We start from the raw sequence: 24,968 nt of genomic DNA, 5'->3' as shown, positions 1-24,968 counted from the left end.
AGCAAAATCTGATGAGATTTTGATCCGGCATAATTTTTTACATTATTTTTGACAGAACAGTTGCCACTTCAAATCTTGTAAATGCTTTCTTTCTATATCCACAACGTATTTTTGCAAATGTTGTTGCACTTTATCGACGGATAAATGTTTAGAAAGTGTTGGTTGCTGTACTTTTTGTGAATATTGATACTGAACAAAGCCACATTGCGGTAATTGTCGTCCTTTCATCACATTCACTTGCCAAGATGGATTTTCTTTCGTTGGCGAATAGATGACATATCCATTTAATTCATGTGGATTCGTCGAATTTTCTGGAATAGCATTAAAATGGAAATCTTTTACGCCTGTATTACGATAAATACGTTCTCTCAATGCGATCCGCTCTTTAATTGAACGCGTAGGTTGATTGCGATCAAAGAGAATTTCAATTTCAGATTGCCAATTTTCTAGCGTATCTGGCTTAGCTATATAAACATAGCGTGCAATGGTTTCTAAATCTTGGCTGCCGGTAAGGGCATAATTTTTACCGTTGTGCTCTAACTGTGTAGGAACATTTAATTGAGTCAGTTTAGTTGCACAGCCAGAGAGTATAAGTGCGGTCAATATAACAAAAATTTTATTCATTGATATCTCGCTTAAATACAAATTCGTTTTCAGTGGATGAGGCTGAATCAAACCAATAACCAGCTAAATCAAATTCTTTTAACTGTTCAATGTCAGTTAAACGATTTTGAATAAGATAACGGCACATTAAGCCTCGAGCTTTTTTAGCATAAAAGCTAATTACTTTGTATTTGCCATTTTTATTGTCTAAGAAAACTGGCTTAATAATTTTTGCATTAAGCTGGTTTTCTTTAACAGATTTATAATATTCATCAGAGGCTAAATTTATCAGAACATTATCACCTTGTTCATCTATAGCTTGTTGAACCGCTTGAGTAATCACATTTCCCCAAAAGGCATACAGATCTTTTCCTTTCGGATTGGATAATTTTGTTCCCATTTCTAATCGGTAAGGTTGCATTAAATCAAGTGGTTTTAAAAGCCCATAAAGCCCAGACAGCATACGTAAATGGGATTGTGCAAAGGCAACATCATCTTCCGAAAGGGAATCAGCATCTAAACCAGTATAAACATCGCCTTTAAATGCAAATAATGCAGCGCGGGAATTATTTTCATCGTGAATTTTTGTCCATTCTGCAAAGCGTGCAACATTTAGACCAGCTAATTTATCGCTGATAGACATAAGAGATGAAAGAGCTTGTGGAGAAAGTTTACGACAAACCTCAATAAGTTGTTCGCTGTAATCAGTAAAGTGCGGTTGAGAAACAGGAAAATTTTTTACCGCACTTTCAAAGTCAAGGGTTTTCGCAGGGGAGATAATGGCTAACATAATCGTCCTTTTATGAAAAAAGAATGGGCGTATATTAGCATAAAAATTTACACTAAACGCGTTTATATAGCCCATTTTCACTCATGATGAGATCTTGCAATTCAAGATCGAGCAACTGAACAAGTAAAACATCGACACTCAAGTTAAATTCTTCAGCTAAATCATCAATACTCACAGGCGTGTAACCGATACGCGAGTAAAGTTTAGGGTGACTTGGTGCTTCCACCAATCGGCGAGGATCGGGTGGTGGCGTGTAATTAGGCACAGAGATCTGGTCAAAATCGATTTCAGTTTGGCTATGGATAGAATGTTGGTAGAGAGTTTCCAAAATATCCTTTGCATTTTCCACCAACATTGCGCCTTGTTTAATGAGACGATTACAACCTTGGCTAAATTCACTTTGAATATTGCCTGGCACAGCAAAAACCTCTCGGTTTTGTTCCAATGCATATCGAGCGGTAATCAGAGAGCCACTTTTTTCTGTGGCTTCAACCACTAATGTCCCGACTGAAAGCCCGCTAATAATCCTATTACGACGAGGGAAATTTGTTGCAATTGGTGCTTGGTTTGGTAAAAACTCAGAAACTAATGTACCGTTGTTTTGCAAAATGAGTTCTGAAAGTTTTCGGTGCTTTACGGGATAAATTTGTTCTAATCCGCTTCCTAAAACTGCAATGGTTTGTCCTTGAATATCAACAACTGCTTGATGACAATGCCCATCTATTCCCAATGCTAGTCCACTGGTAATCGTAAAGCCTGCCAATGATAGTTCCGTAGCAAAATATTTAGCCCAATATTCACCATAAGCCGTGCAGTAGCGACTTCCCACCATGGCAATTTGACGTTGTGAAAGTGCGGTCAAATTTCCTTTTACAAATAGCAGAGGGGGAAAGCTCGCTATCTGTTTCAATAGAAAGGGGTAAAAAGGGGAAAAATAATTTACCAAATGATTTCTCTCTTTTTGTGACCACTCTAGCGCTGGCTCAATAAATTTTGTTTCAGGCTTGAACCAACGACGAATTTGAATGGCTCCCCATCCCATTTGTCGAAAAGCAACATCATCATAATTGAGCAACTCATCTAGCGTAATATTGGATAAAATTTTATCAATGCCCACTCCGCTAAGTTTAGGGACTTGCATTAGGCGGAGTAGCGTGTAAGTAATATCGTGCATGCTTTTTCCTTTTTGATTTGAAAATTTAGTATGGAAAAAACGATTGAAAGAAACGATTAACTTGAAAGCATTTTGCGATATAGATCGCAAAAATTCTTTTTGATGAGTAAAAAATTGCAAAATTTTTCTTATTTTGAAAATGTAAAAAATTTAATAATAAAAATTTGCTGATTGCAATCAATTTGGTTGAATATTCTTTTTATTTTAAATTTATTAGTTAAATGTATATTTTATCTTGTGTTTGAATGATTGCTTTTAATATAAAACGCTAAAAAATAGTTTGACAACCAGTTTTTTATTCGTAATATGAAAAGCGTTTTACACAGAAGGATTTTTATTTATGTCTCGTATTGTTTCTTTATCTCTCAACCTGCTGCTCTCACACTTTGTGTGCGGCTAAGTTGTGGATGAAAAACAGTCAGATGTAAATACCCAATTTTAAACCCGCACTTTATAAGTTGCGGGTTTTTTGTCTAAAAAATACAGGAAAATGCACCGCACTTTTGGAGTGATTTCAGAAGGACTTTTAGTAAGGACATTGTTATGACAGATCGCGTTATTATTTTTGATACTACCTTGCGTGATGGGGAACAGGCATTAAAAGCAAGTTTGACGGTAAAAGAAAAATTACAGATCGCTTTAGCACTTGAACGCTTAGGCGTGGATGTAATGGAAGTGGGGTTCCCTGTTTCTTCTCAAGGGGATTTTGAGTCTGTTCAAACCATTGCGCGTCATATCAAAAACTCTCGTGTTGCGGCGTTATCTCGAGCCGTAGGTAAAGACATTGATGCCGCATACGAAGCATTGAAAGTTGCTAAAGCATTCCGTATTCATACTTTTATTGCAAGCTCTGCATTGCATGTTGAAGCGAAGTTAAAACGTTCTTTTGATGATGTGGTAGGAATGGCCGTTGCAGCAGTGAAACGCGCACGTAATTATACGGATGATGTTGAGTTCTCTTGCGAAGATGCAGGCCGTACAGGCATCGATAATATCTGTCGTATTGTTGAAGCCGCAATTAATGCGGGTGCGACCACAGTAAACATTCCAGATACCGTTGGTTTCTGCTTACCAAATGAATACGGCAACATTATTGCTCAAATGCGCAATCGCGTGCCGAATATCGACAAAGCCGTGATTTCTGTGCATTGCCACAATGACTTAGGTATGGCAACCGCTAATTCTTTAACGGCAGTGCAAAATGGTGCTCGCCAAATTGAATGTACCATTAATGGAATTGGTGAACGTGCGGGCAATACTTCCCTTGAAGAAGTGGTGATGGCCATGAAAGTGCGTCAGGATTTTATGGGCGTGGATACTCGTATCAATACTCAAGAAATTCATCGCGTGAGTCAAATGGTCAGCCAACTTTGCAATATGCCGATTCAACCGAATAAAGCCATTGTGGGTTCAAATGCTTTTGCGCACTCTTCTGGCATTCATCAAGATGGTATGTTGAAAAACAAAAATACCTACGAAATAATGTCTCCAGAAACGATCGGTTTGAAAAAAGAAAAATTGAATTTAACCGCGCGTTCCGGCCGTGCAGCAGTGAAGGGCCACATGACCGACATGGGCTACACTGAGCAAGATTATGATTTGGATAAATTGTATGATGCGTTCTTAAAATTGGCGGATAAAAAAGGTCAGGTATTCGATTATGACTTAGAAGCATTGGCGTTCATCGATATGCAACAAGGGGATGAAGATCGTTTGGTATTAGATAAGCTTTCAGCGCATTCAACAAAAGAATATCCAGCAACAGCTTTTGTTCAATTGAAATTGGATGGCGAAAAATTAAGTACGTCTTCAATTGGCGGCAATGGCCCAGTGGATGCGGTTTACAACGCCATCTTAAATTTAACTGGCTTAGAAATCAAAATGTCTCACTATAACTTAACCGCTAAAGGCGAGGGGGCAGAAGCATTAGGGCAAGTGGATATTGTCGTTGAAAACGAAGGGCGTAAATTCCATGGTGTTGGTTTAGCGACAGACATCGTTGAATCTTCCGCACTTGCTTTAGTTCATGCAATTAATGCCATTTATCGTGCGCATAAGGTGGCAGATATTAAGAATCATAAACATCATTAACTCAATCCCCCTCTTTAGCAAAGAGGGGTTAGGGGAGATTTGGCAGAAGTAACATCAACCTCAGTGGTGAATTTTATATCGTTAAAATCTCCCCCCAGCCCCTCTTTACAAAATAGGGGAGAAATATGAAGAAAATTAACCGCACTTTAGTGTGAAAGAAATAGGAAAAATAATATGCAATCATACAACATCGCTGTTCTACCAGGAGACGGTATTGGCCCGGAAGTCATGGCGGAAGCCATTAAAGTATTAAATAAAGTCCAAGAAAAATTTGGTTTGAAACTCAACTTCAACGAGTTTTATGTGGGCGGTGCTGCAATTGATCATTGTGGTTGCCCATTACCGGCAGAAACCTTAAAAGGTTGTGATGATGCTGACGCGATTTTATTTGGTTCAGTGGGTGGCCCTAAATGGACAAATTTACCTCCGGATCAACAACCAGAACGCGGTGCATTATTACCATTGCGTAAACATTTCAAATTATTCTGCAATCTTCGTCCTGCAACCCTTTATAAAGGACTCGAAAAATTCTGCCCATTACGTGCAGATATTGCAGCAAAAGGCTTTGATATGGTGGTTGTGCGTGAATTAACGGGCGGGATTTATTTCGGTCAGCCTAAAGGCCGTGAAGGTGAAGGCGCACAAACCAAAGCATTCGACACTGAAGTTTATTACAAATATGAAATCGAACGCATTGCACATGCGGCTTTTGATGCAGCAATGAAACGTCGTAAACACGTGACTTCTGTGGATAAAGCTAACGTACTACAAGCCTCAATCTTATGGCGTGAAACCGTGACTGAAGTGGCGAAAGATTACCCTGAAGTCACCTTAGATCACATTTATATCGACAACGCGACCATGCAATTAATCAAAGCGCCAGAGTCTTTCGATGTGCTCCTCTGCTCTAACATTTTCGGCGATATTATTTCTGATGAAGCGGCGATGATCACAGGTTCTATGGGGATGTTGCCATCTGCTAGCTTAAACGAAGAAGGTTTCGGCTTATATGAACCGGCTGGCGGTTCTGCGCCGGATATCGCTGGCAAAGGCATTGCCAACCCAATCGCACAAATTCTTTCTGCCGCGATGATGTTGCGTTACAGCTTCAACTTAAATGATGCCGCAGATGCGATTGAAAATGCGGTACAAAAAGTCTTAGCAAATGGTCACCGTACGGGTGATTTAGCTGATGATTCTGCCCCTGTTTCAACTGCGGAAATGGGTACGTTAATCGCTAACGCAATCTAATAAAAACAATTAAAGTGCGGTTCAAAAATACTCCGAAATTTGACCGCACTTACTACTCTAACGAATTGAGAAAAATTATGGCAAAAACTCTTTACGAAAAATTATTCGATGCCCACGTGGTGTACGAAGCTGAAGGCGAAACGCCGATTTTGTATATTAACCGTCATTTAATCCATGAAGTGACCAGCCCACAAGCCTTTGATGGTTTACGTGTTGCAGGCCGTCAAGTGCGTCAAGTGAGCAAAACCTTCGGTACTATGGATCATAGCATTTCTACTCAAGTGCGTGATGTGAACAAACTTGAAGGACAAGCGAAAATCCAAGTGTTAGAACTTGATAAAAATACCAAAGCGACGGGTATCAAATTATTTGATATAACAACGAAAGAGCAGGGAATCGTACATGTGATGGGGCCTGAGCAAGGCTTAACTTTACCTGGTATGACAATCGTCTGTGGTGACTCCCACACAGCCACTCACGGTGCATTCGGTGCTTTAGCATTTGGTATTGGTACTTCTGAAGTGGAACACGTATTAGCCACGCAAACCTTAAAGCAAGCCCGTGCAAAAAGCATGAAAATTGAAGTGCGTGGCAAAGTAGCGCCAGGCATTACCGCAAAAGATATTATTCTTGCCATTATCGGTAAAACCACCATGGCAGGTGGCACAGGTCATGTGGTGGAATTCTGCGGTGAAGTGATTCGTGATCTTTCTATGGAAGGCCGTATGACTGTTTGTAATATGGCGATTGAAATGGGCGCGAAAGCGGGATTAATCGCACCCGATGAAACCACTTTCAAATACTTAAAAGATCGTCCACACGCGCCTAAAGGCAAAGATTGGGATGATGCCGTTGCTTATTGGAAAACCTTAAAATCCGATGATGATGCAAAATTTGATACGGTCATCACATTAGAAGCCAAAGACATCGCACCACAAGTCACTTGGGGGACAAACCCAGGGCAGGTGATTTCTGTGAATGAAACCATACCAAATCCGCAAGAAATGACAGATCCTGTACAACGAGCTTCGGCGGAAAAAGCCTTACACTATATTGGCTTGGAGGCTGGCACTAATTTAAAAGAAGTTAAAGTTGATCAAGTATTTATCGGATCTTGTACCAACTCACGTATTGAAGATTTACGTGCAGCAGCGGCGGTGATGAAAGGACGTAAAAAAGCCGATAACGTAAAACGGATTTTAGTGGTGCCAGGTTCCGGTTTAGTAAAAGAACAAGCGGAAAAAGAAGGTTTGGATAAAATCTTTATCGAAGCAGGCGCTGAATGGCGTAACCCTGGTTGCTCAATGTGTTTAGGGATGAACGATGACCGTTTAGGCGAATGGGAACGTTGTGCATCTACTTCAAACCGTAACTTTGAAGGTCGCCAAGGCCGTAATGGTCGCACTCACTTGGTGAGCCCTGCTATGGCAGCGGCTGCGGGAATGTTCGGTAAATTCGTTGATATTCGTGACGTAACATTAAACTAAGGAGCAGAAAATGGCAGGATTTAAACAACTTTCAGGCTTAGTCGTACCATTGGATGCGGCAAACGTGGATACAGACGCGATTATCCCAAAACAATTTTTACAAGCCATTACTCGCGTAGGCTTCGGCAAACATTTATTCCATGAATGGCGTTATTTGGATGTGGAAGGGACCAAGCCAAATCCAGATTTCGTATTGAATTATCCACAATATCAAGGCGCGACCATTTTATTAGCACGTAAAAACCTAGGTTGTGGTTCGTCTCGTGAACATGCGCCTTGGGCATTAGCTGATTATGGTTTCAAAGTGATGATCGCACCAAGCTTTGCAGATATTTTCTACAACAACAGCTTAAATAACCACATGTTACCGATTCGTTTAAGCGAAGAAGAAGTAGAAGAAATCTTCCAATGGGTGTGGGTAAATGAAGGCAAACAAATCCATGTGGATTTAGAAGCCATGACGGTTATTGTAGGGGATAAAGTTTATGCTTTTGAACTTGATGAATTCCGTCGTCATTGTTTGTTAAACGGCTTTGATAATATAGGTTTAACCCTTCAGCATGAAGAAAAAATCTCAGAATACGAGAAAAACATTCCAGCGTTCTTGCGCTAAAAAAGATAAAAGTGCGGTGATTTTCACCGTACTTTTTGATCTAATCTAACGTTTTAATGATTCCATTATCGACTGAAAACATTTTTCTGTTTTCGACTTGCATCTCTTTTAATTGTTGTTGAGTAATGGCTGTAACAAACACTTGTGAACCGCTTTGTTGTAATCGTTCTGCCAACAGTGCTCGTTTATATTGATCTAATTCTGATGCAAAATCATCGATTAAAAAAATACAATGGCGTTGCTTTTCTTTCATTAAATGCTCGCCTTGAGCCAGTCTCAATGCGCACATTAAAAGTTTAAGTTGTCCACGAGAAAGTACATCTTCCACTGGCAATCCTTGCGCTTTGAAACGAAAATCAGCTTTTTGAGGTCCAGAAAATGTGTAATTTAAGGCACGATCTCGTTCAAAATTTTGCTCAAGAACTTCTGCGTAATCTGTATTTTTTTCCCATCCTTGATGAAAGCTGACATTAATTTCTAATTCAGGGAGAAAAAGTTGGCAAGTTTGCTCGATTTCAGGGCGTAGTGCTTCTGCATATTCGGCGCGCCATTGACTCACTTGATGAGCGAGTTTGGCAAGCTCGACATCCCAAACTTTAATAGCGGAGTAGGGCTGATTTTGTGCAAGTGCTGCATTTCTTTGTTTGAGTAATCGATTAAGGTTGCTCCAGGCAGCATAAAAACTTGTTTGATGGTGAAACAGTCCCCAATCCAAAAATGCTCGTCGATAACTTGGCCCACCATTCAGTAAGGTTAAGCCTTCTGGGGTGATTAATTGCATTGGCAAAAGATGAGCAAGATCGGAAATTTTATTGCCATCTTCGCCGTTAATTTTTACTAACGTGTTGCCTTGACGAAGTTTTTGTAATCCCACTGACCATTGATGTTGGCTTTCTTGGATTTGTCCAAATAAGGTGAAGTGAGGTTCGTCGTAAGAAATGATGCGATTTGTTACCGCACTTTTGAATGAGCGTCCGTGACCAAGATAAAAAATAGCTTCTAATAGGCTCGTTTTCCCGCTGCCATTGTTGCCAACCAAAAAGTTAAAGCCGGGATCAAAATCAAGATCCACGGCTGTTAAGTTACGAAATTTTTCGACCAGTAAGCGCGAAATCGCCATATTATAAACGCATTGGCATAATTACATATTCGCTACTGCTGTCTTCGCAGTTTTCGATTAAGCAACTAGAAGAAGCATCAGTTAGGCGCATGCGAACTTGATTGCACTTAAGCGCATTTAGCACATCAAGAATATAGGTGACATTAAAGCCCACTTCTAATTCTTCGCCATTGTAATTGACATCAACGATTTCTTCCGCTTCTTCATGCTCGGTATTAGAGGCTGTAATTTTTAGTTGGTTTTCGCTTAAGTTTAAACGCACGCTACGCACGCGCTCGTTCGATAAAATTGATGCGCGAACAAAGGCTTGTTTAAGAATTTCCCAGCTGCCTTCGACAATTTTCGTCGCGTTACGAGGCAGCACTCGGCGATAGTCAGGGAAACGACCATCGATTAATTTCGATGTAAATACAATGTTTTTGAGATGGATACGTAAATTGTTAGTACCGATTTGTAAACGTGCTGGCTCATCACTTGTTTCTAATAAACGAACCAGTTCTAACACGCCTTTACGCGGTAAAATCACAGAATGATTTTGTAATTCTTGTTCAAGCGAGATGGTACAGACCGCAAGTCTATGGCCATCTGTCGCCACAGTACGCAATAAATTGCCTTCTGTTTCAAATTTCATACCATTTAAGAAATAGCGCGCATCTTGGTTTGCCATGGAAAATTGAGTGGCTTCAATTAAACGGCGCAAGGTATTTTGCGGTAGTTCAAAATCTACTTCAGACTGCCAATCCGTGAGGTTCGGATATTCTTCTGCAGGTTGAGTTGTGAGTGTAAAGCGGCTACGCCCAGATTGTACTAACGCACGGTCTTCTTCAAAAGTAACCGTGATTTCTGAATCATCAGATAAAGTGCGGCAAATATCTAAGAATTTTTTTGCTGGAATCGTGAAGGTGCCATTTTCAGAAGACGATGAAAGCTGAGTTTGACTAGAGAGTTCAACTTCTAAATCTGTGCCTGTGATAGTCAATCTATTGTCTTTAATTTGCAACAACACGTTGTGTAATACAGGAATGTTTGGACGACTACTCAATACGCCGCATACTTGTTGCAACGGTTTTAATAAATTTTCTCTTGAAATACTAAATTGCATTGCGTTCTCCTTTTATGCGGACAAAGTGCGGATTAAATTCGCCCAATCTTCTTGAATGCTATTGTCTTGCTCGCGGAATTTTGGTACTTCGCGACAAGCGTTTAATACAGTCGTGTGATCACGGTCAAAGGCGCGACCGATTTCAGGCAAACTGCGGTTTGTTAATTCTTTTGCTAATGCCATTGCAATTTGGCGAGGACGAGTCACTGAACGTGCACGGCTTTTTGATTTTAAATCTGAAACCTTAATTCGATAATATTCAGCCACCACTTTTTGAATATTTTCAATGGTAACCAAGCGTTCTTGCAGAGCCAAAATATCTTTTAAGGTATCACGTACGAAATCAATATCAATGTCACCGCCTTTGAAGTCTTGCATTGCTTTCACTCGATTTAACGCCCCTTCGAGTTCACGCACATTGGTACGCAAGCGTTGAGCAATGAAGAACGCGACTTCTTCTGGCAAGTTCATATTATGTTCTTCCGCCTTTTTCAATAAAATCGCTACACGCGTTTCAAGATCGGGCGGCTCAATGGCTGTTGTTAAGCCCCAGCCAAAACGTGATTTTAAACGTTCCTCAATTTTTTCAATTTCTTTAGGATAACGATCTGATGTTAAGATAATTTGACGACCAGTTTCAAATAAGTTATTGAATATATGGAAGAATTCTTCTTGAGTTTTTTCTTTTTCAGCGAAAAATTGAATATCATCCACTAAAAGCGCATCGAGAGAACGATAGAATTTTTTAAACTGATCCATTTTATTGTCACGCACGGCTTTTACCATATGTTGCATAAAGTTATTTGCGTGAATATAAAGCACACGCGCATTTGGTTTATTAGCTAAAATGCCGTTGCCAATCGCGTGTAACAAGTGGGTTTTCCCTAAACCTGTACCACCATATAAAAAGAAAGGGTTGGCCGAAGGTTCGCCTGGAGCTTGAGCAAGTTTTTGACCGACTGCGCGTGCGAGTTGGTTCGATTTACCTTCAACAAAGTTATCAAATAAGTGTTTAGTATTTAGATGAGATTCAAATTTTACTGAAGCACTAGATTCAGTTTGAAAATCTACCGCACTTTCTGTTTTAGGATTGCCACTTGGTTCACTGTCCACTACTTTGGGTGCAGGCTTGACCCCTTCTTTTAAAGAAATACGCAGTTCAGGATTTTGTGCAAGTGTTTGACAAATTTGCTGGATTTGTGCGAGATAATGAGTTTCCACCCAACCTTTCACAAACATATTAGAAGCATATAAAACAATGTGATTATCCGCCACCACATCAGCCTGTAAAGGACGAAGCCAAGTGCTAAGATCGCTGGCTGAAACTTGATCTTGAAGTTGTAACAGGCAACTTTGCCAAAGATTTGAGAGATTCACAAAAGGATCCTTGTTGTTTTTGTAATAGAGAAAAGTGCGGTAAAAATTGGCGGAGATTTTACAATAAATGCGTGGAAAGATCTTCTAAAAAATCGGCTTGAGATTTATACAAAAATCCGTATAATCCCCCCGATTTTGGAAGTCCGAGAGTTTTTCCCGAAAAATTTCCGTTTCTTATTTGACGAACGCGTATTTTATGATTAAAATTGCGCTCTATTTTTATTAACTCATAATCTGGATTTAGGTAGATTACAATGAAACGTACATTTCAACCTTCTGTATTAAAACGTAGTCGTACTCACGGTTTCCGTGCTCGTATGGCAACTAAAAATGGCCGTCAAGTTTTAGCGCGTCGTCGTGCTAAAGGTCGTAAAAGTTTATCTGCATAATCACCGTTCTTAGTGGTTAAGCTGAACTTTTCAAGGGAGTTACGTTTGTTAACTCCCGTTCAATTCAAAAATGTCTTCGAACAACCGTTCAGAGCTAGCACTCCAGAAATAACCATCCTCGCCAGAAAAAATAATCTTGAGCACCCTCGCTTGGGTTTGACTGTCGCTAAAAAACATTTAAAACGAGCTCATGATCGTAATCGTATTAAACGCTTAGTACGAGAAAGTTTTCGTTTATCGCAACATCGTTTACCCGCATGTGATTTTGTTTTTGTTGCAAAAGGGGGTATTGGTAAGCTTGATAATAGCTCTTTTGTACAAATCTTAGAAAAATTATGGCAACGACACATTCGTTTGGTGCAAAAATCTTAATTGGATTTATTCGTTTCTATCAAGTTGTTATTAGTCCTCTTATCGGACCGCGTTGTCGGTTTGTGCCTACTTGTTCTTGCTATGGCATTGAAGCGTTAAAAACACATGGATTGTTAAAAGGTAGTTGGCTTACTCTAAAACGTGTATTAAAATGTCACCCCTTGAACGCTGGTGGATTCGATCCTGTTCCACCTAAAATCAATAATAACGATGAGAAAAAATAATGGACTCAAGACGTAGCCTATTAGTGTTAGCGCTAATTTTTATTTCTTTCCTTGTTTATCAGCAATGGCAGTTGGATAAAAATCCACAGGTGTCAACTGAGCAAACAACTTCAATGACTGCCAATTCTGATGTTCCGGCAAGTTCTCCTTCTTCTAATTCGCAAGTTGTAGCAGATTCTCAAACTCATGGCCGTATTATTACTCTTGAAAACGATGTATTCCGTTTGAAAGTTGATACTTTAGGCGGTGATGTAATTAGTTCTGAATTACTAAAATATGATGCTGAATTGGATTCAAAAACACCGTTTGAGTTATTAAAAGACACCAAAGAACATGTGTATATTGCACAAAGTGGTTTAATTGGTAAAAACGGTATCGATACTCGTTCTGGTCGTGCGCAATATCAAATTGAAGGCGATAATTTTAAATTAGCAGAAGATGGTCAAGAGTCTCTTTCAGTTCCTCTTCTTTTTGAAAAAGATGGTGTGACTTATCAAAAAATCTTTGTATTAAAACGTGGTAGCTATGATTTAGGTGTGGATTACAAGATTGATAACCAAAGTGGTCAAGCTATTGAAGTCGAGCCTTATGGTCAATTAAAACATTCTATTGTTGAAAGCTCTGGTAATGTCGCAATGCCAACTTACACTGGTGGCGCATATTCTTCTTCAGAAACTAACTATAAAAAATATAGTTTTGGCGATATGAAGGATAATAATCTTTCTATTGATACTAAAGCTGGTTGGGTTGCAGTATTACAGCATTATTTCGTATCTGCCTGGATCCCTAATCAAGATGTAAATAATCAGCTTTACACAATTACAGATACTAAAAATAATGTCGCTTCCATCGGTTATCGTGGCCCAGTTGTTACTATTCCTGCTGGTGGTCAAGAGACGATTACAAGTTCATTATGGACTGGCCCTAAACTTCAAAATCAAATGGCTACTGTGGCAAATCACTTAGATTTAACGGTTGATTATGGTTGGGCTTGGTTTATTGCTAAACCGTTATTCTGGTTATTAACCTTTATTCAAGGGATTGTGTCTAACTGGGGGTTAGCGATTATTTGTGTAACAATCGTAGTGAAAGCAATTTTGTATCCACTTACGAAAGCACAATATACTTCAATGGCTAAAATGCGTATGTTGCAACCGAAAATGCAAGAAATGCGTGAACGTTTCGGTGATGATCGCCAACGGATGAGCCAAGAAATGATGAAACTTTACAAAGAAGAAAAAGTAAATCCACTTGGCGGTTGTTTACCAATTCTTCTTCAAATGCCAATCTTCATCGCATTGTATTGGACATTTATGGAAGCAGTTGAATTACGTCATGCTCCGTTCTTTGGTTGGATTCAAGATTTATCAGCACAAGATCCTTATTATATTTTCCCTATTTTAATGGGTATCTCAATGTTCTTGTTGCAAAAAATGTCTCCAACACCAGTGGCTGATCCAATGCAGCAAAAAGTGATGAACTTTATGCCATTAGTCTTTATGTTCTTCTTTTTATGGTTCCCTGCTGGTTTAGTGTTGTACTGGTTAGTTTCTAACTTAATTACAATTGCACAACAGCAATTAATTTATCGAGGGTTAGAGAAAAAAGGGTTACATTCCCGTAAGAAATAGTCACTAACTGGCAAAAAGAAAGGCACGAATAGTGCCTTTCTTTATTATTTGATCTTAATATATTCCGCATTTTGTAGAGATAGAGTTTTTTTAGTAGAAACAGGGATAAGCGTTATCCCTCTAAATTAAAAGTGCGGCTAGATTTTAAAGAGTTTTTTATGAAAGAAACAATCGTTGCTCAAGCTACTGCGCCAGGTCGTGGTGGTATTGGGATTTTAAGAGTCTCTGGGCCTTTAGCAACAGAAGTTGCACAAGCGGTGTTGGGAAAATGTCCTAAGCCAAGAATGGCTGATTATCTCCCTTTTAAGGATGCTGATGGCACTGTTTTAGATCAAGGGATTGCCCTTTACTTCAAATCACCAAATTCATTTACCGGTGAGGATATATTAGAGTTGCAAGGCCATGGTGGGCAGGTTGTATTAGATTTATTACTCAAACGTATTTTACAAATTGATGGAATCCGTTTGGCGAGACCGGGTGAGTTTTCTGAACAGGCTTTTTTGAATGATAAATTGGATCTTGCTCAAGCGGAAGCCATTGCTGATTTAATTGATGCAACATCAGAACAGGCAGCACGTTCCGCATTAAAATCTTTGCAAGGTGAATTTTCAAAGAAAGTAAATGAATTAGTTGATTCTGTGATTTATTTGCGCACCTATGTAGAAGCTAGCATTGATTTTCCTGATGAAGAAATTGATTTCTTGGCGGATGGAAAAATTGAAGCAAACTTACGCGGTATTATTAATCAGTTGGAAGATGTTCGCTCTGAAGCCAAACAAGGTTCTATTTTACGTGAGGGTATGAAAGTGGTGATTGCCGGTCGTCCGAATGCAGGCAAATCCAGCTTGTTGAATGCCCTTGCCGGCCGTGAAGCAGCTATTGTGACGGATATTGCCGGCACGACACGCGATGTGTTACGTGAGCATATTCATATCGACGGTATGCCATTGCATATTATTGATACCGCGGGTCTTCGAGATGCAACCGATGAAGTCGAGCGCATTGGCATTTCTCGCGCATGGACGGAGATCGAACAAGCCGATCGTATCATTTTGATGTTAGATAGTAGCGATCCTGAAAGTGCAGATTTAAGCAAAGTGCGGTTAGAATTTTTAGCAAAATTACCCACAACATTGCCTGTCACTATTGTTCGAAACAAAATTGATTTAAATGACGAACAAGCAAGTGAAAGCGAACAGGGCGGTTATCAAATTATTAGTCTTTCTGCTCAAACGCATGATGGTATACAACTTTTACGTGAGCATTTGAAACAAGCAATGGGTTTCCAAACTGGCATGGAAGGGGGCTTTTTAGCTCGTCGTCGTCATTTAGATGCACTTGAGAAAGCGGCAGAGCATTTACAAATCGGTTTGGTTCAACTTACTGAATTTCACGCAGGAGAACTTTTAGCGGAAGAATTACGCTTAGTACAAACGTACTTGAGTGAAATTACAGGAGAATTCACATCTGATGACTTGCTAGGTAATATTTTTAGTTCTTTCTGTATTGGAAAATAATTTCTAAATTATGAGCTTTTATACACTTTGTATTATTGCACTGGGCTTATCAATGGATGCTTTTGCTGTATCCATTTCTAAAGGTGTTGCATTAAGATCTTTTCGTTGCAAACAAGCTCTTTATATTTCTCTCTGTTTTGGATTTTTCCAAGGTATCATGCCTGCAATAGGTTTTTTTGTAGGCTTGCAATTCAGTTCAATGATTCAAGATTGGGATCATTGGATTGGTTTTGTTTTACTTGCATTAATTGGTATTAATATGGTGCGTGAGGGATTAAATGCTGATTCCGAAGCAAGTGTAGAGCCATCTATAAATTTGAAACGTTTATTGACTTTGGGTTTAGCTACGAGTGTGGATGCCTTAGCAATTGGCATATCTTTTGCTTTTCTTTCTGTCGATATTTTTTCGGCTATGGTAATTATTGCACTGACTACTTTTATCGTTTCATTATTCGGCGTAAAGAGCGGTCATTTTCTTGGGCAAAAATTTAGATCAAAAGCGGAGATTCTTGGTGGAATAGTGCTGATTGGAATTGGTATTAGCTTGCTTTATGAGCACGGTGTTTTCACTTTTTAAGATGCTAATTTTCTACGTTTAGATTATAATCGGGGAAAATTTTATGTTTATAACAAGGGTTATAGAATGTTAATTGAAAAAATGCACAATTTATCAAATTCAAAGGCAGCTAAGTTTATTTTGGGTTTGATTACTTTATCGTTTTTAGTCGGCGGTATGTCTGGCTATCTTTTTAGTTCAAATGATACTTATGCTGCAAAAGTTAATGGTGAAGTGATTTCGCAACAGGATTTTTTAAATCGCTACAACCAAGAATTTGAGGCTCGTGCACAACGCGAAGGCGAAGCATTTATGGCTCAGTCAGATTCTCCTGAATTTGTTACTGCACTTCGTCAAAGCACCATTAATCGAATGATTGATCAAGAATTACTTCGTCAATATGCGAAAGAATTAAAATTAGGCGTCAGTGATGAAATGATTAAACGAGCAATCGTGACAGATCCTAATTTTCAAGTTAATGGCAAATTTGATAACGGTGTTTATCAACAAGTATTACAACAAAATCGTTTAACGTCAGATGGTTATGCGGCTATTTTGCGTGGCGCATTAACCCTTGAACAAATGCAAAGTGGTGTTGCTAACAGTGAGTTTATCGTGCCAGTTCAAGCAAAAAATACCTCACAAGTTTTCTTTCAAAAACGCTCAGCACGTTTAGCAACATTATCTCTTGCTGATGAAATGGCAAAGCAAGCGGTATCTGATGATGAAATTAAAGCTTATTACGAGGCTAATCAAAAATTTTTTGTTCAGCCAGAACAAGTGAAGGTTCAATATATTGATCTCTCAGGTAGCCAAATCGAAAAAGGTATCGAAGTTAAAGATGTAGAAATTGCGCAATATTATCAAGATAATAAAGCTCAATTTATGACTCAGCGTTTAGCTCATATTCAATTTGCAAATGAGCAAGATGCTAAGGCTACTTACGATGAATTACAAAAAGGTGCAAATTTCGCTGATGTAGCTAAAGCTAAATCTTTAGATAAAGTTTCTGGTGAGAATGGTGGTGATTTAGGTTGGGTAAATGCGAATGAATTACCAAAAGCCTTTGAAGATGCTGCAGCTGCATTGCAGGTAGGGCAATATAGCCTGCCAATCAATGTGGATGGCAATTACCATATTGTTTTAGTGCAAGAGCGTAAAGCTCAAACTTTAGATGAAGTGAAAGCACAGGTTGCCGATTTAGTGCGTAAATCCTTATTAGAAAATCGTTATTACGCAATTGAAAAGCAAGTGCGTGATAAGGCTTTTGAAGATAGCAAATCACTGAATACCGCGGCACAAGTTGCAGGTGTTAAAGTTCAAGAGAGCGGTTATTTTTCTCGTCAAAATGTACCTGAAGAATTAAATTTCCCTAATGTAGTTTCTGCCGTTTTTGAATCTGATATTGCCAATGGTGGCGCTAATTCAGAGCCTTTGAATGTCGGCGATTATCACGCTATTGTAGTTCGTGTGTTAGATCACAAACCTGAAGGTGTGAGATCATTGGAAGATGCAAAAGCGGATATTGAAATGTTCTTAAAACGCCAGAAGGCTGAAAATGTGCTTAACGAAAAAGCACAACAGGCGGTGAAAGCATTAAGCGAAAATGCTGAATCGAAAGTGGATGGAATTAATTTCTCAAGTGAGCAAACTTTTACTTTAAGTGAAAATAAAGATCCAATTTTAACAAATGGCGTATTCTCAATTGCTAAACCAGAATCAGGTAAAACGGTTTACCAAGTTGCTCGTAATGAGAAAGGCGATGTGGTTATTATTGCTCTAAATAAAGTAGAAGACAGCGTGCTTAACGATAAAGAATTAAGCCAATTTAGTGCTCAATTATTACGTACAAGTCAGGCTGAAGTTCAAGCGCAATTAATGCAAGGATTACGTGAGAGAGCAAAAATTGAAGTAAATGATTCTTTCATCAATCAAGATGATGAAGCACAGCAATAATTGATTAAATTGCAATCTCAGATAAATTTTGATAAAAAGTGCGGTAAATTCACCGCACTTTTTTATAGGGAGCAAATAATGGCAGAAGAAACAATTTTCAGCAAAATTATCCGTAAAGAAATTCCTGCAAATATCGTCTATCAAGATGAATTAGTCACAGCGTTTCGTGATATTTCACCACAAGCTAAAACACATATTTTGATCATTCCAAATAAAGTAATCCCAACAGTGAATGATGTGACGGAGCAAGATGAAGTAGCGCTAGGTCGATTATTTAGCGTAGCGGCTAAACTCGCCAAAGAAGAGGGTGTTGCGGAAGATGGGTACCGCCTAATTGTGAATTGCAATAAACATGGTGGGCAAGAAGTATTCCATTTGCATATGCATTTAGTCGGTGGTGAACCTTTAGGTAGAATGTTAGTTAAATAATGAAAAAATATTTTTTAATTTTGGCGAGCCTTGTGCTCGCTGCTTGTTCAAGTTCAGTAGAAAACTTAACTTATTCAACGAAGCCGATTTTAAATATCACATCTAATCTTTCTCCTTTAATTCAAGTTGAAACGAGTCAAAAATCAGCGCTTATAAAAAATAAAAGTCAGCAACTTTTGAATATAAGTTACTACTTGTATTGGTACGATCATTTAGGGGTAACCCAAACTTGGGAAAATCACCAAGAGAGCTATTCCGCTCAATTGTTGCTAAAACCACAAGAAGAGAAATCGATCGATTTAATTAAACCCACTGTAGAAAGTAAAAATTATCGCCTTTATTTAAAATAATTTATGAGCACATTGTTAATTGATTTAAAAGGAAAAGAGTTGGAACAAGAGGAAGTTGAGTTACTTTCTCACCCTCTTGTTGCGGGATTGATTTTATTTACTCGAAATTTTGAAGACAGAGAACAAATTCAAGAATTAATTCGTTCTGTTCGTCAGCGAGTGAAAAAGTCTTTATTGATTACGGTGGATCAAGAAGGTGGACGAGTTCAACGTTTCCGCGATGGATTCACAATGTTGCCTTCAATGCAGGCTTTTCAAGAAATATTGTCAGCAACTGAACAAGTGAACTTCGCTAAAGAAGCAGGTTGGCAAATGGCTGCAGAAATGATTGCCTTAGATATTGACTTGAGTTTTGCGCCGGTGTTGGATTTGGGGCATAAATGTCGAGCGATTGGTGATCGCAGTTTTTCATCTGATGTAAAAAGTGCGGTAAATTTAGCAGCCGCTTTTATCGATGGTATGCATCAAGCAGGTATGGCATCTACAGGTAAACATTTCCCTGGTCATGGCCATGTATTAGCTGATTCTCATTTAGAAACACCTTATGATGATCGCGCAAAAGACGAAATTTTTAGTGGCGATCTCCAACCTTTCCAACAGTTGATTTCACAAAATAAACTCGATGCTATTATGCCTGCGCATGTCATTTATAGACAATGTGATAGTCAACCCGCAAGTGGCTCAGAATATTGGTTGAAAGAAATCTTACGAAAACAATTAAATTTCCAAGGTGCAATTTTTTCCGATGATCTTGGTATGAAAGGCGCAGGTGTAATGGGCGATTTTGTAGAGCGTAGCCAAAAAGCGCTCAATGCAGGTTGTGATCTTTTATTACTGTGTAATGAACGTGAAGGTGTCATTCAAGTATTAGATAATCTAAAACTTACTGAAAATGAACCGCACTTTATGGCTCGTCAAGCTCGCTTACAAAATTTATTTAAACGTAGAGAGAGCGAGTGGAATGACTTGGTTTTAGATCAACGTTGGAAACTGAATCACCGAAATCTCGCAGATATTCAAAGCCGTTGGTTAGATGTTCAGGCCGCAAGAAAATGATTGATTGTCGATACTATCAACAAAATGAATGTCGTTCTTGTCAATGGCTTGACATACCCTATAGTCAGCAGCTAACTGAAAAACAACGTCATTTAAAGCAGCAACTGATTTCTATTAATTGTGATGGAGTTCAATGGTTGGCTCCTTTTGAATCTGATGAACAAGGCTTTCGTAATAAAGCTAAAATGCTTGTTAGTGGCAGTGTTGAACGCCCGATACTTGGCATTTTAAAAAATCCTAATGATCCACAAAGTGCGATTGATTTGTGTGATTGTTCCCTTTATCCAACTCATTTTTCACTGATTTTTCCTGTTCTGAAGGATTTTATTGGCCGTGCTGGTTTAGTACCTTATAACATTGCTAAACAAAAAGGTGAGCTTAAATATATTTTGCTGACAGAAAGTCTTGCGACGGGAAAATTAATGTTGCGCTTTGTATTGCGCACAGAAAATAAATTGTCATTAATTCGTCGAGAATTACCCAAATTATTGGAAAAATTACCGCTCTTAGAAGTGGTTAGCATTAATTTACAACCACAGCACGCGGCTATTTTAGAAGGTGAACAAGAAATTTTTTTGACCGAACAACAATTTTTGCCTGAAAATTTCAATGGTATTCCGCTTTTTATTCGCCCACAAGGTTTCTTTCAAACCAATCCTAAAGTGGCGGCAGGATTATATGCAACCGCTCAGCAATGGGTAAGAGAATTACCAATTTATAAAACCTGGGATTTATTTTGTGGTGTGGGTGGATTTGGCTTACATTGCGCTAAAGCTCTACAGGAAAAATGGGGAAAAAATATTGAGTTGACTGGAATTGAAATTTCCTCATCAGCTATTTTTGCAGCGAGTCATTCCGCTAAAATATTAGGTTTAGAAAATATAAATTTCCAATCCCTCGATGCAGCAAGTGTAATGAAAAATCAGGATGAGAATAAGCCAGATCTTGTGATTGTAAATCCACCACGTCGTGGAATTGGACGGGAACTAAGTGAATTTCTTAACCAAATTCAACCGCACTTTATCTTGTATTCCAGTTGCAATGCCGTGACAATGAGTAAAGATTTACAGCATCTCACTTTTTATAAACCATTGAAAATTCAACTTTTTGATATGTTTCCGCAAACATCTCACTATGAGGTATTAGTTTTACTAGAAAGAAAAAAGATTAATTAAGGTGAGATAGAAAAAAGCTAGGGAATTAGAAAGAAGGGTGGTGGAACTAAGCAGAATTGGTCTTAACAGCAAGTGGCTTACTGCACGCATCCCTGCGGGATTTCTACCTAGCCCACCATAGATTAGAAAATGCATCTTGGTGTTCTAGCTTTTGCGGCATAAAACTATGCAATAAGGTTATAAACCTTTAAAGCCACTATATCAGGAGACCAATCCTGTCTTCCCACTATATTTGTAAGAAGTTGGATAATGATAGAATTCTTTATATTAATTGTCAATTAATGTTTTGAATATTATTTCTAATTAAACAAAAACCATCCAAATTGATTTTGGATGGTTTCATTTTTAATGATTTATGATGAAAAATTATCTTGCGCCATATACAACGATGGTTTTTCCATGAGCATGGATAAGATTCTGATCCTCTAACATCTTAATAATACGCCCTACAGTTTCTCGTGAACAACCAACCATTTGCCCTATTTCTTGACGTGTAATTTTGATTTGCATCCCATCAGGATGTGTCATCGCTTCAGGCTGTTTAGCTAAGTTCATTAGCGTTTGAGCAATACGACCTGCCACATCTAAGAATGCTAAATTACTGACTTGGCGTGAAGTATTTTGTAAACGTCTTGCCAATTGTGCGGTTAAAAACATTAAGATTTCTGGGTTTGCTTGAATTAATTGACGATATTTTTTATAAGAAATCTCAGCAATTTCACATGTTGTTTTTGTTTTTACCCAAGCTGAGCGTTTTGAACCTTCATCAAATAATCCGGCCTCACCAAAGAATTGTCCTGCACCCAAATAAGTGAGGATCATCTCTTTACCTTCATCATCTTTTGCTGACACCATCACAGAGCCTTTAATGACATAATAAAGTGTCGTTGCATCTTCACCTGCGTGAATTAAAGTCGATTTTGCGGGATATTTATGTAAATGGCAGTGAGTAAGAAACCAATCTAAAACTGGATCTCGTTGAGTTGTCTCTTCTTCTTGAGAGGAGGTTACAACTTCATCAATTTCGGTTAATTCATTTGACATTCGTGCTCCTTACATTCCTGTTTCAAAAATTCCGTTTTATTTTTGATGTCAATGGATTCATGCAATTCAGACCATACAATCACCGCAATTCCATTGCGAATTTGAGTCAGTAAAAGTTGTTTTTTTTGGTTGAGTGAAAGTTCTTCTATACCGTAATCGGTTCCTTCGCGTAAAATTACGCTTTCTACGATATTATCTAGTGTTTCTGCTTCTAGTTCTTGCCAAGGAATAATCATATATTTACTCGGTAAAGTCAATTAGGCAAAAAGTGGCTCGATAAAACGCCATTGTTGTTCGAAAGACTGGCTTGCATTCAGACGGAAATTAGTACGAACATAGCGCATAAATTGTCCTTCACATAGTGTCACTAAATGCGAAGCAATTATGCGTTCATCCACATTAAAGCCTCGCCCTTCACGCAATTTTCGCATCTGTAAGATATTGACAAACTGCATTTCAAGACGATTAAAAAATTGCGCGACTCGAACTTGTAATTGTGCATCTTCAAACATTAATGCATGGCCCGTTAGAATTCGAGTTAACCCTGGATTTTTACGGGCAAAATCTAAAATCGTTTGTAAAATATCATGAATGCGATTCATTGTTTGGGTTTCGTTACGCATAGAAGCGGTAATACGGCTTAATAAGGTATTTTCGATGTGCTCGATTAAGGCTTCAAACATTTTTGTTTTGCTTGGAAAGTAACGATATAACGCAGCTTCTGATACCCCAACTTCTTTTGCTAGACGAGCCGTTGTCATACGTTCCATGCCGCGTTCGGAATGAAGCATATGTATCAATACAGTAAGCACTTGTTGACGACGTTCTTTTACCGTTCTTTTTTCAATTTTTGGTGTTTCAATTTTAGGCGTAATGTCTTCTACGCCTGATAAAGATAATTGTTCTTCTACCATAAATTATTGTTTACCTGAATGACCGAAACCGCCTTCACCACGTTCGGTTTGTTGAAAATCTTCTACAATATTAAATTCAGCTTGTACTATTGGCACGAAAACAAGTTGAGCAATGCGATCACCGACTTCAATGTTGAATGGCTCATTTCCACGGTTCCACATTGATACCATTAATGGCCCTTGATAATCGGAGTCAATTAATCCCACAAGGTTTCCTAGCACAATGCCGTGTTTATGACCAAGGCCCGAGCGAGGCAAAATCACTGCAGCTAAATTTGGATCCGCAATATAAATTGATAGCCCCGTCGGAATTAATTTGGTTTCACCAGGTTGAATTTCAAAGCTTTCATCGACCAAAGCACGTAAATCAAGACCTGCAGAGCCTTCAGTTGCATAAGTTGGCAGAGGAAATTCATTTCCAATGCGAGAATCTAAAATTTTTACGTCAATTTTTTTCATGTAATACTCCGTTTGAAATTCATTTTTAGGTAAAAGTGCGGTTGGAATTATAAGGTTTTTTGATAGCGTTCAATGATTTCATTAACTAAATCAGTTGCAAGTTCCACTTTTGATTTTAGCGATAATTTTTTATGACCATTTTTCCAGAAAAGCTGCAAGGCGTTTTCATCAGCGTTAAAAACTTGTCCTCCAGATACATCGTTGGCACAAATCATATCAAGATTTTTGCGTTCAAGTTTATCTTTTGCATAATCATCAACATTTTGGGTTTCGGCCGCAAATCCAACAGTAAAAGGACGATGTGTTTTTAAATGTCCTACATCCGAGATAATATCGGGATTTTTAATTAACTTGATAGATATTTCATCCCCAGATTTTTTGATTTTTTGGTCAGCAACCTCAGCTACTCTGTAATCAGCAACGGCCGCACAACCAATAAAAATTTGATTTTTCACCGCACTTTCAAGAGAGGCTTGCCACATTTCTTGTGCTGAGATGACATTGATTCGATTTACATTTTTTTGTGTTGTTAAATTCACTGGCCCTGAAATCAGCGTGACGTTCGCCCCGCGTTCGGCAAATGCTTCAGCAATTGCAAATCCCATTTTGCCTGAGCTATGGTTAGAAATATAACGAACGGGATCGATTGCCTCACGCGTTGGGCCTGCTGTAATGGCGACATTTAATCCTTGTAGATCTTGTTTTTGAGAGAAAAAGTCAGAAAGTGCGGTAAAAATTTCCTCTGGTTCTGACATACGCCCTTTCCCTATATCGCCACAAGCTTGAAAACCACTATTCGGGCCAACAAGCTCAATCCCTCGAGTTTGAAGAACCGTTAAATTTTGTTGAGTAACGGATTGGCGATACATCTGCTGATTCATTGCTGGGGCAAGAAAAATTGGCGCATCAGTCGCAAGACAAATTGTTGAAAGTAAATCATTCGCCATGCCTACAGTAAGACGGGCAATAAAGTCTGCACTAGCTGGCGCAATAATAATGGCATCAGCCCATTTGGCAAGTTCAATATGACCCATTGCCAGCTCTGCTTGAGGATCAAGTAAAGATTGTGCGACAGCATTGCCAGAAATGGCTTGAAGCGTTAAAGGAGTAACAAATTCTGCCGCAGCTGGAGTTAATACTACACGTACTTCAGCTTCTGCTTTGCGTAATAAACGAATCAACTCTATTGTTTTATAGGCCGCAATACCGCCAGTTATGCCGACTACAATATGCTTTCCGTTTAATTTCATGTTTCAACCTTTGTTAGTGCTTAGCCACAATTCCGTTA

At 38.7% G+C, this 24,968-nt stretch carries 26 protein-coding genes; 15 read left to right on the top strand and 11 right to left on the bottom strand.

Annotation, left to right across the window (positions count from 1 at the left end):
• Positions 1–42: 42 nt before the first annotated feature.
• Genes AC6H22_RS05330 through dprA form a run of 3 tightly spaced genes read right to left on the bottom strand, consistent with a single transcriptional unit; the run spans position 43 to position 2,567 of the window.
• A complete protein-coding gene (locus tag AC6H22_RS05330) occupies positions 43–624 on the bottom strand; it encodes an HI_0983 family protein (protein ID WP_005627426.1) in 582 nt (193 codons plus the stop codon).
• The gene (gene yaaA / locus AC6H22_RS05325; RefSeq protein WP_005627424.1) at positions 617–1,393 is read right to left on the bottom strand and encodes a peroxide stress protein YaaA; all 777 of its coding nucleotides are present in this window, start codon (positions 1,391–1,393) and stop codon (positions 617–619) included. The genes AC6H22_RS05330 and yaaA overlap by 8 nt, the downstream gene beginning before the upstream one ends.
• 52 nt (positions 1,394–1,445) lie before the next feature.
• Positions 1,446–2,567, bottom strand: a complete 1,122-nt coding sequence (dprA, locus tag AC6H22_RS05320) for a DNA-processing protein DprA (RefSeq protein ID WP_032825579.1) — start codon at positions 2,565–2,567, stop codon at positions 1,446–1,448.
• 543 nt (positions 2,568–3,110) lie between these two features.
• On the opposite strand from dprA, the gene leuA reads away from it, so the two are divergent.
• The 4 genes from leuA to leuD all read left to right on the top strand — a co-directional run bounded on the left by leuA (position 3,111) and on the right by leuD (position 8,009).
• Positions 3,111–4,658 (top strand): 2-isopropylmalate synthase, encoded by a 1,548-nt coding sequence (leuA, locus tag AC6H22_RS05315; protein WP_118817097.1) that lies wholly within the window; start codon positions 3,111–3,113, stop codon positions 4,656–4,658.
• 174 nt (positions 4,659–4,832) lie between these two features.
• A complete protein-coding gene (gene leuB / locus AC6H22_RS05310) occupies positions 4,833–5,909 on the top strand; it encodes a 3-isopropylmalate dehydrogenase (protein ID WP_118817096.1) in 1,077 nt (358 codons plus the stop codon).
• 77 nt (positions 5,910–5,986) lie between these two features.
• Positions 5,987–7,396: a 3-isopropylmalate dehydratase large subunit gene (gene leuC / locus AC6H22_RS05305; RefSeq protein ID WP_005627415.1), complete on the top strand. Its 1,410-nt coding sequence runs from the start codon at positions 5,987–5,989 to the stop codon at positions 7,394–7,396.
• Between the two features lie 10 nt (positions 7,397–7,406).
• A complete protein-coding gene (gene leuD, locus AC6H22_RS05300) occupies positions 7,407–8,009 on the top strand; it encodes a 3-isopropylmalate dehydratase small subunit (protein WP_118817095.1) in 603 nt (200 codons plus the stop codon).
• A 40-nt stretch (positions 8,010–8,049) separates the two neighbouring features.
• Here the strand turns inward: leuD and recF are convergent, their stop codons facing one another.
• Genes recF through dnaA form a run of 3 tightly spaced genes read right to left on the bottom strand, consistent with a single transcriptional unit; the run spans position 8,050 to position 11,608 of the window.
• Positions 8,050–9,129, bottom strand: coding sequence for a DNA replication/repair protein RecF (gene recF, locus AC6H22_RS05295; RefSeq protein WP_118817094.1), 1,080 nt, complete (start codon positions 9,127–9,129; stop codon positions 8,050–8,052).
• Position 9,130: 1 nt separating this feature from the next.
• Positions 9,131–10,231 (bottom strand): DNA polymerase III subunit beta, encoded by a 1,101-nt coding sequence (gene dnaN, locus AC6H22_RS05290; RefSeq protein WP_005627409.1) that lies wholly within the window; start codon positions 10,229–10,231, stop codon positions 9,131–9,133.
• A gap of 12 nt (positions 10,232–10,243) precedes the next feature.
• The gene (gene dnaA, locus AC6H22_RS05285; RefSeq protein ID WP_005627407.1) at positions 10,244–11,608 is read right to left on the bottom strand and encodes a chromosomal replication initiator protein DnaA; all 1,365 of its coding nucleotides are present in this window, start codon (positions 11,606–11,608) and stop codon (positions 10,244–10,246) included.
• Positions 11,609–11,862: 254 nt separating this feature from the next.
• Here dnaA and rpmH point away from each other — a divergent pair, with 254 nt between their 5' ends.
• From rpmH to rlmC, 11 genes are all read left to right on the top strand, one after another.
• On the top strand, positions 11,863–11,997 hold the full coding sequence (gene rpmH / locus AC6H22_RS05280; protein ID WP_005539760.1) for a 50S ribosomal protein L34: 135 nt from the start codon (positions 11,863–11,865) through the stop codon (positions 11,995–11,997).
• Between the two features lie 12 nt (positions 11,998–12,009).
• The gene (gene rnpA, locus AC6H22_RS05275; RefSeq protein WP_032803246.1) at positions 12,010–12,369 is read left to right on the top strand and encodes a ribonuclease P protein component; all 360 of its coding nucleotides are present in this window, start codon (positions 12,010–12,012) and stop codon (positions 12,367–12,369) included.
• On the top strand, positions 12,333–12,593 hold the full coding sequence (gene yidD, locus AC6H22_RS05270; RefSeq protein WP_005627402.1) for a membrane protein insertion efficiency factor YidD: 261 nt from the start codon (positions 12,333–12,335) through the stop codon (positions 12,591–12,593). The genes rnpA and yidD overlap by 37 nt, the downstream gene beginning before the upstream one ends.
• Positions 12,593–14,224: a membrane protein insertase YidC gene (gene yidC / locus AC6H22_RS05265; protein WP_005627400.1), complete on the top strand. Its 1,632-nt coding sequence runs from the start codon at positions 12,593–12,595 to the stop codon at positions 14,222–14,224. The genes yidD and yidC overlap by 1 nt, the downstream gene beginning before the upstream one ends.
• A 158-nt stretch (positions 14,225–14,382) precedes the next feature.
• Complete coding sequence (mnmE, locus tag AC6H22_RS05260; RefSeq protein WP_005629369.1) at positions 14,383–15,741, top strand: tRNA uridine-5-carboxymethylaminomethyl(34) synthesis GTPase MnmE; 1,359 nt, start codon at positions 14,383–14,385, stop codon at positions 15,739–15,741.
• 10 nt (positions 15,742–15,751) lie between these two features.
• Entirely contained in the window at positions 15,752–16,318 is a 567-nt protein-coding gene (locus AC6H22_RS05255; RefSeq protein WP_497515470.1) for a manganese efflux pump MntP, read from the top strand.
• Between the two features lie 66 nt (positions 16,319–16,384).
• Positions 16,385–18,253 (top strand): peptidylprolyl isomerase, encoded by a 1,869-nt coding sequence (gene ppiD / locus AC6H22_RS05250; RefSeq protein ID WP_114892578.1) that lies wholly within the window; start codon positions 16,385–16,387, stop codon positions 18,251–18,253.
• A gap of 78 nt (positions 18,254–18,331) precedes the next feature.
• Positions 18,332–18,682: a purine nucleoside phosphoramidase gene (gene hinT / locus AC6H22_RS05245; protein WP_118867726.1), complete on the top strand. Its 351-nt coding sequence runs from the start codon at positions 18,332–18,334 to the stop codon at positions 18,680–18,682.
• Positions 18,682–19,032, top strand: coding sequence for a YcfL family putative periplasmic lipoprotein (locus tag AC6H22_RS05240; protein WP_114892579.1), 351 nt, complete (start codon positions 18,682–18,684; stop codon positions 19,030–19,032). Before hinT ends, AC6H22_RS05240 begins: the two co-directional genes overlap by 1 nt.
• A gap of 3 nt (positions 19,033–19,035) precedes the next feature.
• Positions 19,036–20,088: a beta-N-acetylhexosaminidase gene (gene nagZ / locus AC6H22_RS05235; protein WP_497515469.1), complete on the top strand. Its 1,053-nt coding sequence runs from the start codon at positions 19,036–19,038 to the stop codon at positions 20,086–20,088.
• Positions 20,085–21,263 (top strand): 23S rRNA (uracil(747)-C(5))-methyltransferase RlmC, encoded by a 1,179-nt coding sequence (gene rlmC, locus AC6H22_RS05230; protein WP_497515468.1) that lies wholly within the window; start codon positions 20,085–20,087, stop codon positions 21,261–21,263. The genes nagZ and rlmC overlap by 4 nt, the downstream gene beginning before the upstream one ends.
• 366 nt (positions 21,264–21,629) lie before the next feature.
• On the opposite strand, the gene crp is transcribed toward rlmC, so the two are convergent.
• The 5 genes from crp to coaBC are packed head-to-tail and all read right to left on the bottom strand — an operon-like array spanning position 21,630 to position 24,930.
• On the bottom strand, positions 21,630–22,307 hold the full coding sequence (gene crp / locus AC6H22_RS05225; RefSeq protein ID WP_005627381.1) for a cAMP-activated global transcriptional regulator CRP: 678 nt from the start codon (positions 22,305–22,307) through the stop codon (positions 21,630–21,632).
• Complete coding sequence (locus AC6H22_RS05220; RefSeq protein WP_005631427.1) at positions 22,292–22,543, bottom strand: YheU family protein; 252 nt, start codon at positions 22,541–22,543, stop codon at positions 22,292–22,294. Before AC6H22_RS05220 ends, crp begins: the two co-directional genes overlap by 16 nt.
• A 21-nt stretch (positions 22,544–22,564) precedes the next feature.
• On the bottom strand, positions 22,565–23,221 hold the full coding sequence (gene slmA, locus AC6H22_RS05215) for a nucleoid occlusion factor SlmA (RefSeq protein ID WP_005627377.1): 657 nt from the start codon (positions 23,219–23,221) through the stop codon (positions 22,565–22,567).
• Positions 23,222–23,224: 3 nt separating this feature from the next.
• Positions 23,225–23,680: a dUTP diphosphatase gene (gene dut, locus AC6H22_RS05210; protein WP_005627376.1), complete on the bottom strand. Its 456-nt coding sequence runs from the start codon at positions 23,678–23,680 to the stop codon at positions 23,225–23,227.
• Positions 23,681–23,727: 47 nt separating this feature from the next.
• Complete coding sequence (coaBC, locus tag AC6H22_RS05205) at positions 23,728–24,930, bottom strand: bifunctional phosphopantothenoylcysteine decarboxylase/phosphopantothenate--cysteine ligase CoaBC (protein ID WP_497515466.1); 1,203 nt, start codon at positions 24,928–24,930, stop codon at positions 23,728–23,730.
• Positions 24,931–24,968 lie beyond the last annotated feature (38 nt).

It is taken from the genome of Haemophilus sp. THUN1690 (genome assembly GCF_059704375.1).
Note: the sequence above shows the minus strand (reverse complement) of the source record. Positions and strands in the feature narration are given on the sequence as shown.

What these genes read in the sequence shown, in the direction of transcription:
- leuD (WP_118817095.1), top strand. Translation starts at nt 7,407, where the DNA reads ATGGCAGGATTTAAACAACTTTCAGGCTTAGTCGTACCATTGGATGCG.
- dut (WP_005627376.1), bottom strand. Translation starts at nt 23,680, where the DNA reads ATGAAAAAAATTGACGTAAAAATTTTAGATTCTCGCATTGGAAATGAA.
- yidD (WP_005627402.1), top strand. Translation starts at nt 12,333, where the DNA reads ATGGCAACGACACATTCGTTTGGTGCAAAAATCTTAATTGGATTTATT.
- yidC (WP_005627400.1), top strand. Translation starts at nt 12,593, where the DNA reads ATGGACTCAAGACGTAGCCTATTAGTGTTAGCGCTAATTTTTATTTCT.
- slmA (WP_005627377.1), bottom strand. Translation starts at nt 23,221, where the DNA reads ATGGTAGAAGAACAATTATCTTTATCAGGCGTAGAAGACATTACGCCT.
- leuC (WP_005627415.1), top strand. Translation starts at nt 5,987, where the DNA reads ATGGCAAAAACTCTTTACGAAAAATTATTCGATGCCCACGTGGTGTAC.
- AC6H22_RS05255 (WP_497515470.1), top strand. Translation starts at nt 15,752, where the DNA reads ATGAGCTTTTATACACTTTGTATTATTGCACTGGGCTTATCAATGGAT.
- recF (WP_118817094.1), bottom strand. Translation starts at nt 9,129, where the DNA reads ATGGCGATTTCGCGCTTACTGGTCGAAAAATTTCGTAACTTAACAGCC.
- dnaN (WP_005627409.1), bottom strand. Translation starts at nt 10,231, where the DNA reads ATGCAATTTAGTATTTCAAGAGAAAATTTATTAAAACCGTTGCAACAA.
- rlmC (WP_497515468.1), top strand. Translation starts at nt 20,085, where the DNA reads ATGATTGATTGTCGATACTATCAACAAAATGAATGTCGTTCTTGTCAA.
- rpmH (WP_005539760.1), top strand. Translation starts at nt 11,863, where the DNA reads ATGAAACGTACATTTCAACCTTCTGTATTAAAACGTAGTCGTACTCAC.
- mnmE (WP_005629369.1), top strand. Translation starts at nt 14,383, where the DNA reads ATGAAAGAAACAATCGTTGCTCAAGCTACTGCGCCAGGTCGTGGTGGT.
- dprA (WP_032825579.1), bottom strand. Translation starts at nt 2,567, where the DNA reads ATGCACGATATTACTTACACGCTACTCCGCCTAATGCAAGTCCCTAAA.
- AC6H22_RS05330 (WP_005627426.1), bottom strand. Translation starts at nt 624, where the DNA reads ATGAATAAAATTTTTGTTATATTGACCGCACTTATACTCTCTGGCTGT.
- leuB (WP_118817096.1), top strand. Translation starts at nt 4,833, where the DNA reads ATGCAATCATACAACATCGCTGTTCTACCAGGAGACGGTATTGGCCCG.
- hinT (WP_118867726.1), top strand. Translation starts at nt 18,332, where the DNA reads ATGGCAGAAGAAACAATTTTCAGCAAAATTATCCGTAAAGAAATTCCT.
- crp (WP_005627381.1), bottom strand. Translation starts at nt 22,307, where the DNA reads ATGTCAAATGAATTAACCGAAATTGATGAAGTTGTAACCTCCTCTCAA.
- nagZ (WP_497515469.1), top strand. Translation starts at nt 19,036, where the DNA reads ATGAGCACATTGTTAATTGATTTAAAAGGAAAAGAGTTGGAACAAGAG.
- AC6H22_RS05220 (WP_005631427.1), bottom strand. Translation starts at nt 22,543, where the DNA reads ATGATTATTCCTTGGCAAGAACTAGAAGCAGAAACACTAGATAATATC.
- leuA (WP_118817097.1), top strand. Translation starts at nt 3,111, where the DNA reads ATGACAGATCGCGTTATTATTTTTGATACTACCTTGCGTGATGGGGAA.
- yaaA (WP_005627424.1), bottom strand. Translation starts at nt 1,393, where the DNA reads ATGTTAGCCATTATCTCCCCTGCGAAAACCCTTGACTTTGAAAGTGCG.
- AC6H22_RS05240 (WP_114892579.1), top strand. Translation starts at nt 18,682, where the DNA reads ATGAAAAAATATTTTTTAATTTTGGCGAGCCTTGTGCTCGCTGCTTGT.
- coaBC (WP_497515466.1), bottom strand. Translation starts at nt 24,930, where the DNA reads ATGAAATTAAACGGAAAGCATATTGTAGTCGGCATAACTGGCGGTATT.
- ppiD (WP_114892578.1), top strand. Translation starts at nt 16,385, where the DNA reads ATGTTAATTGAAAAAATGCACAATTTATCAAATTCAAAGGCAGCTAAG.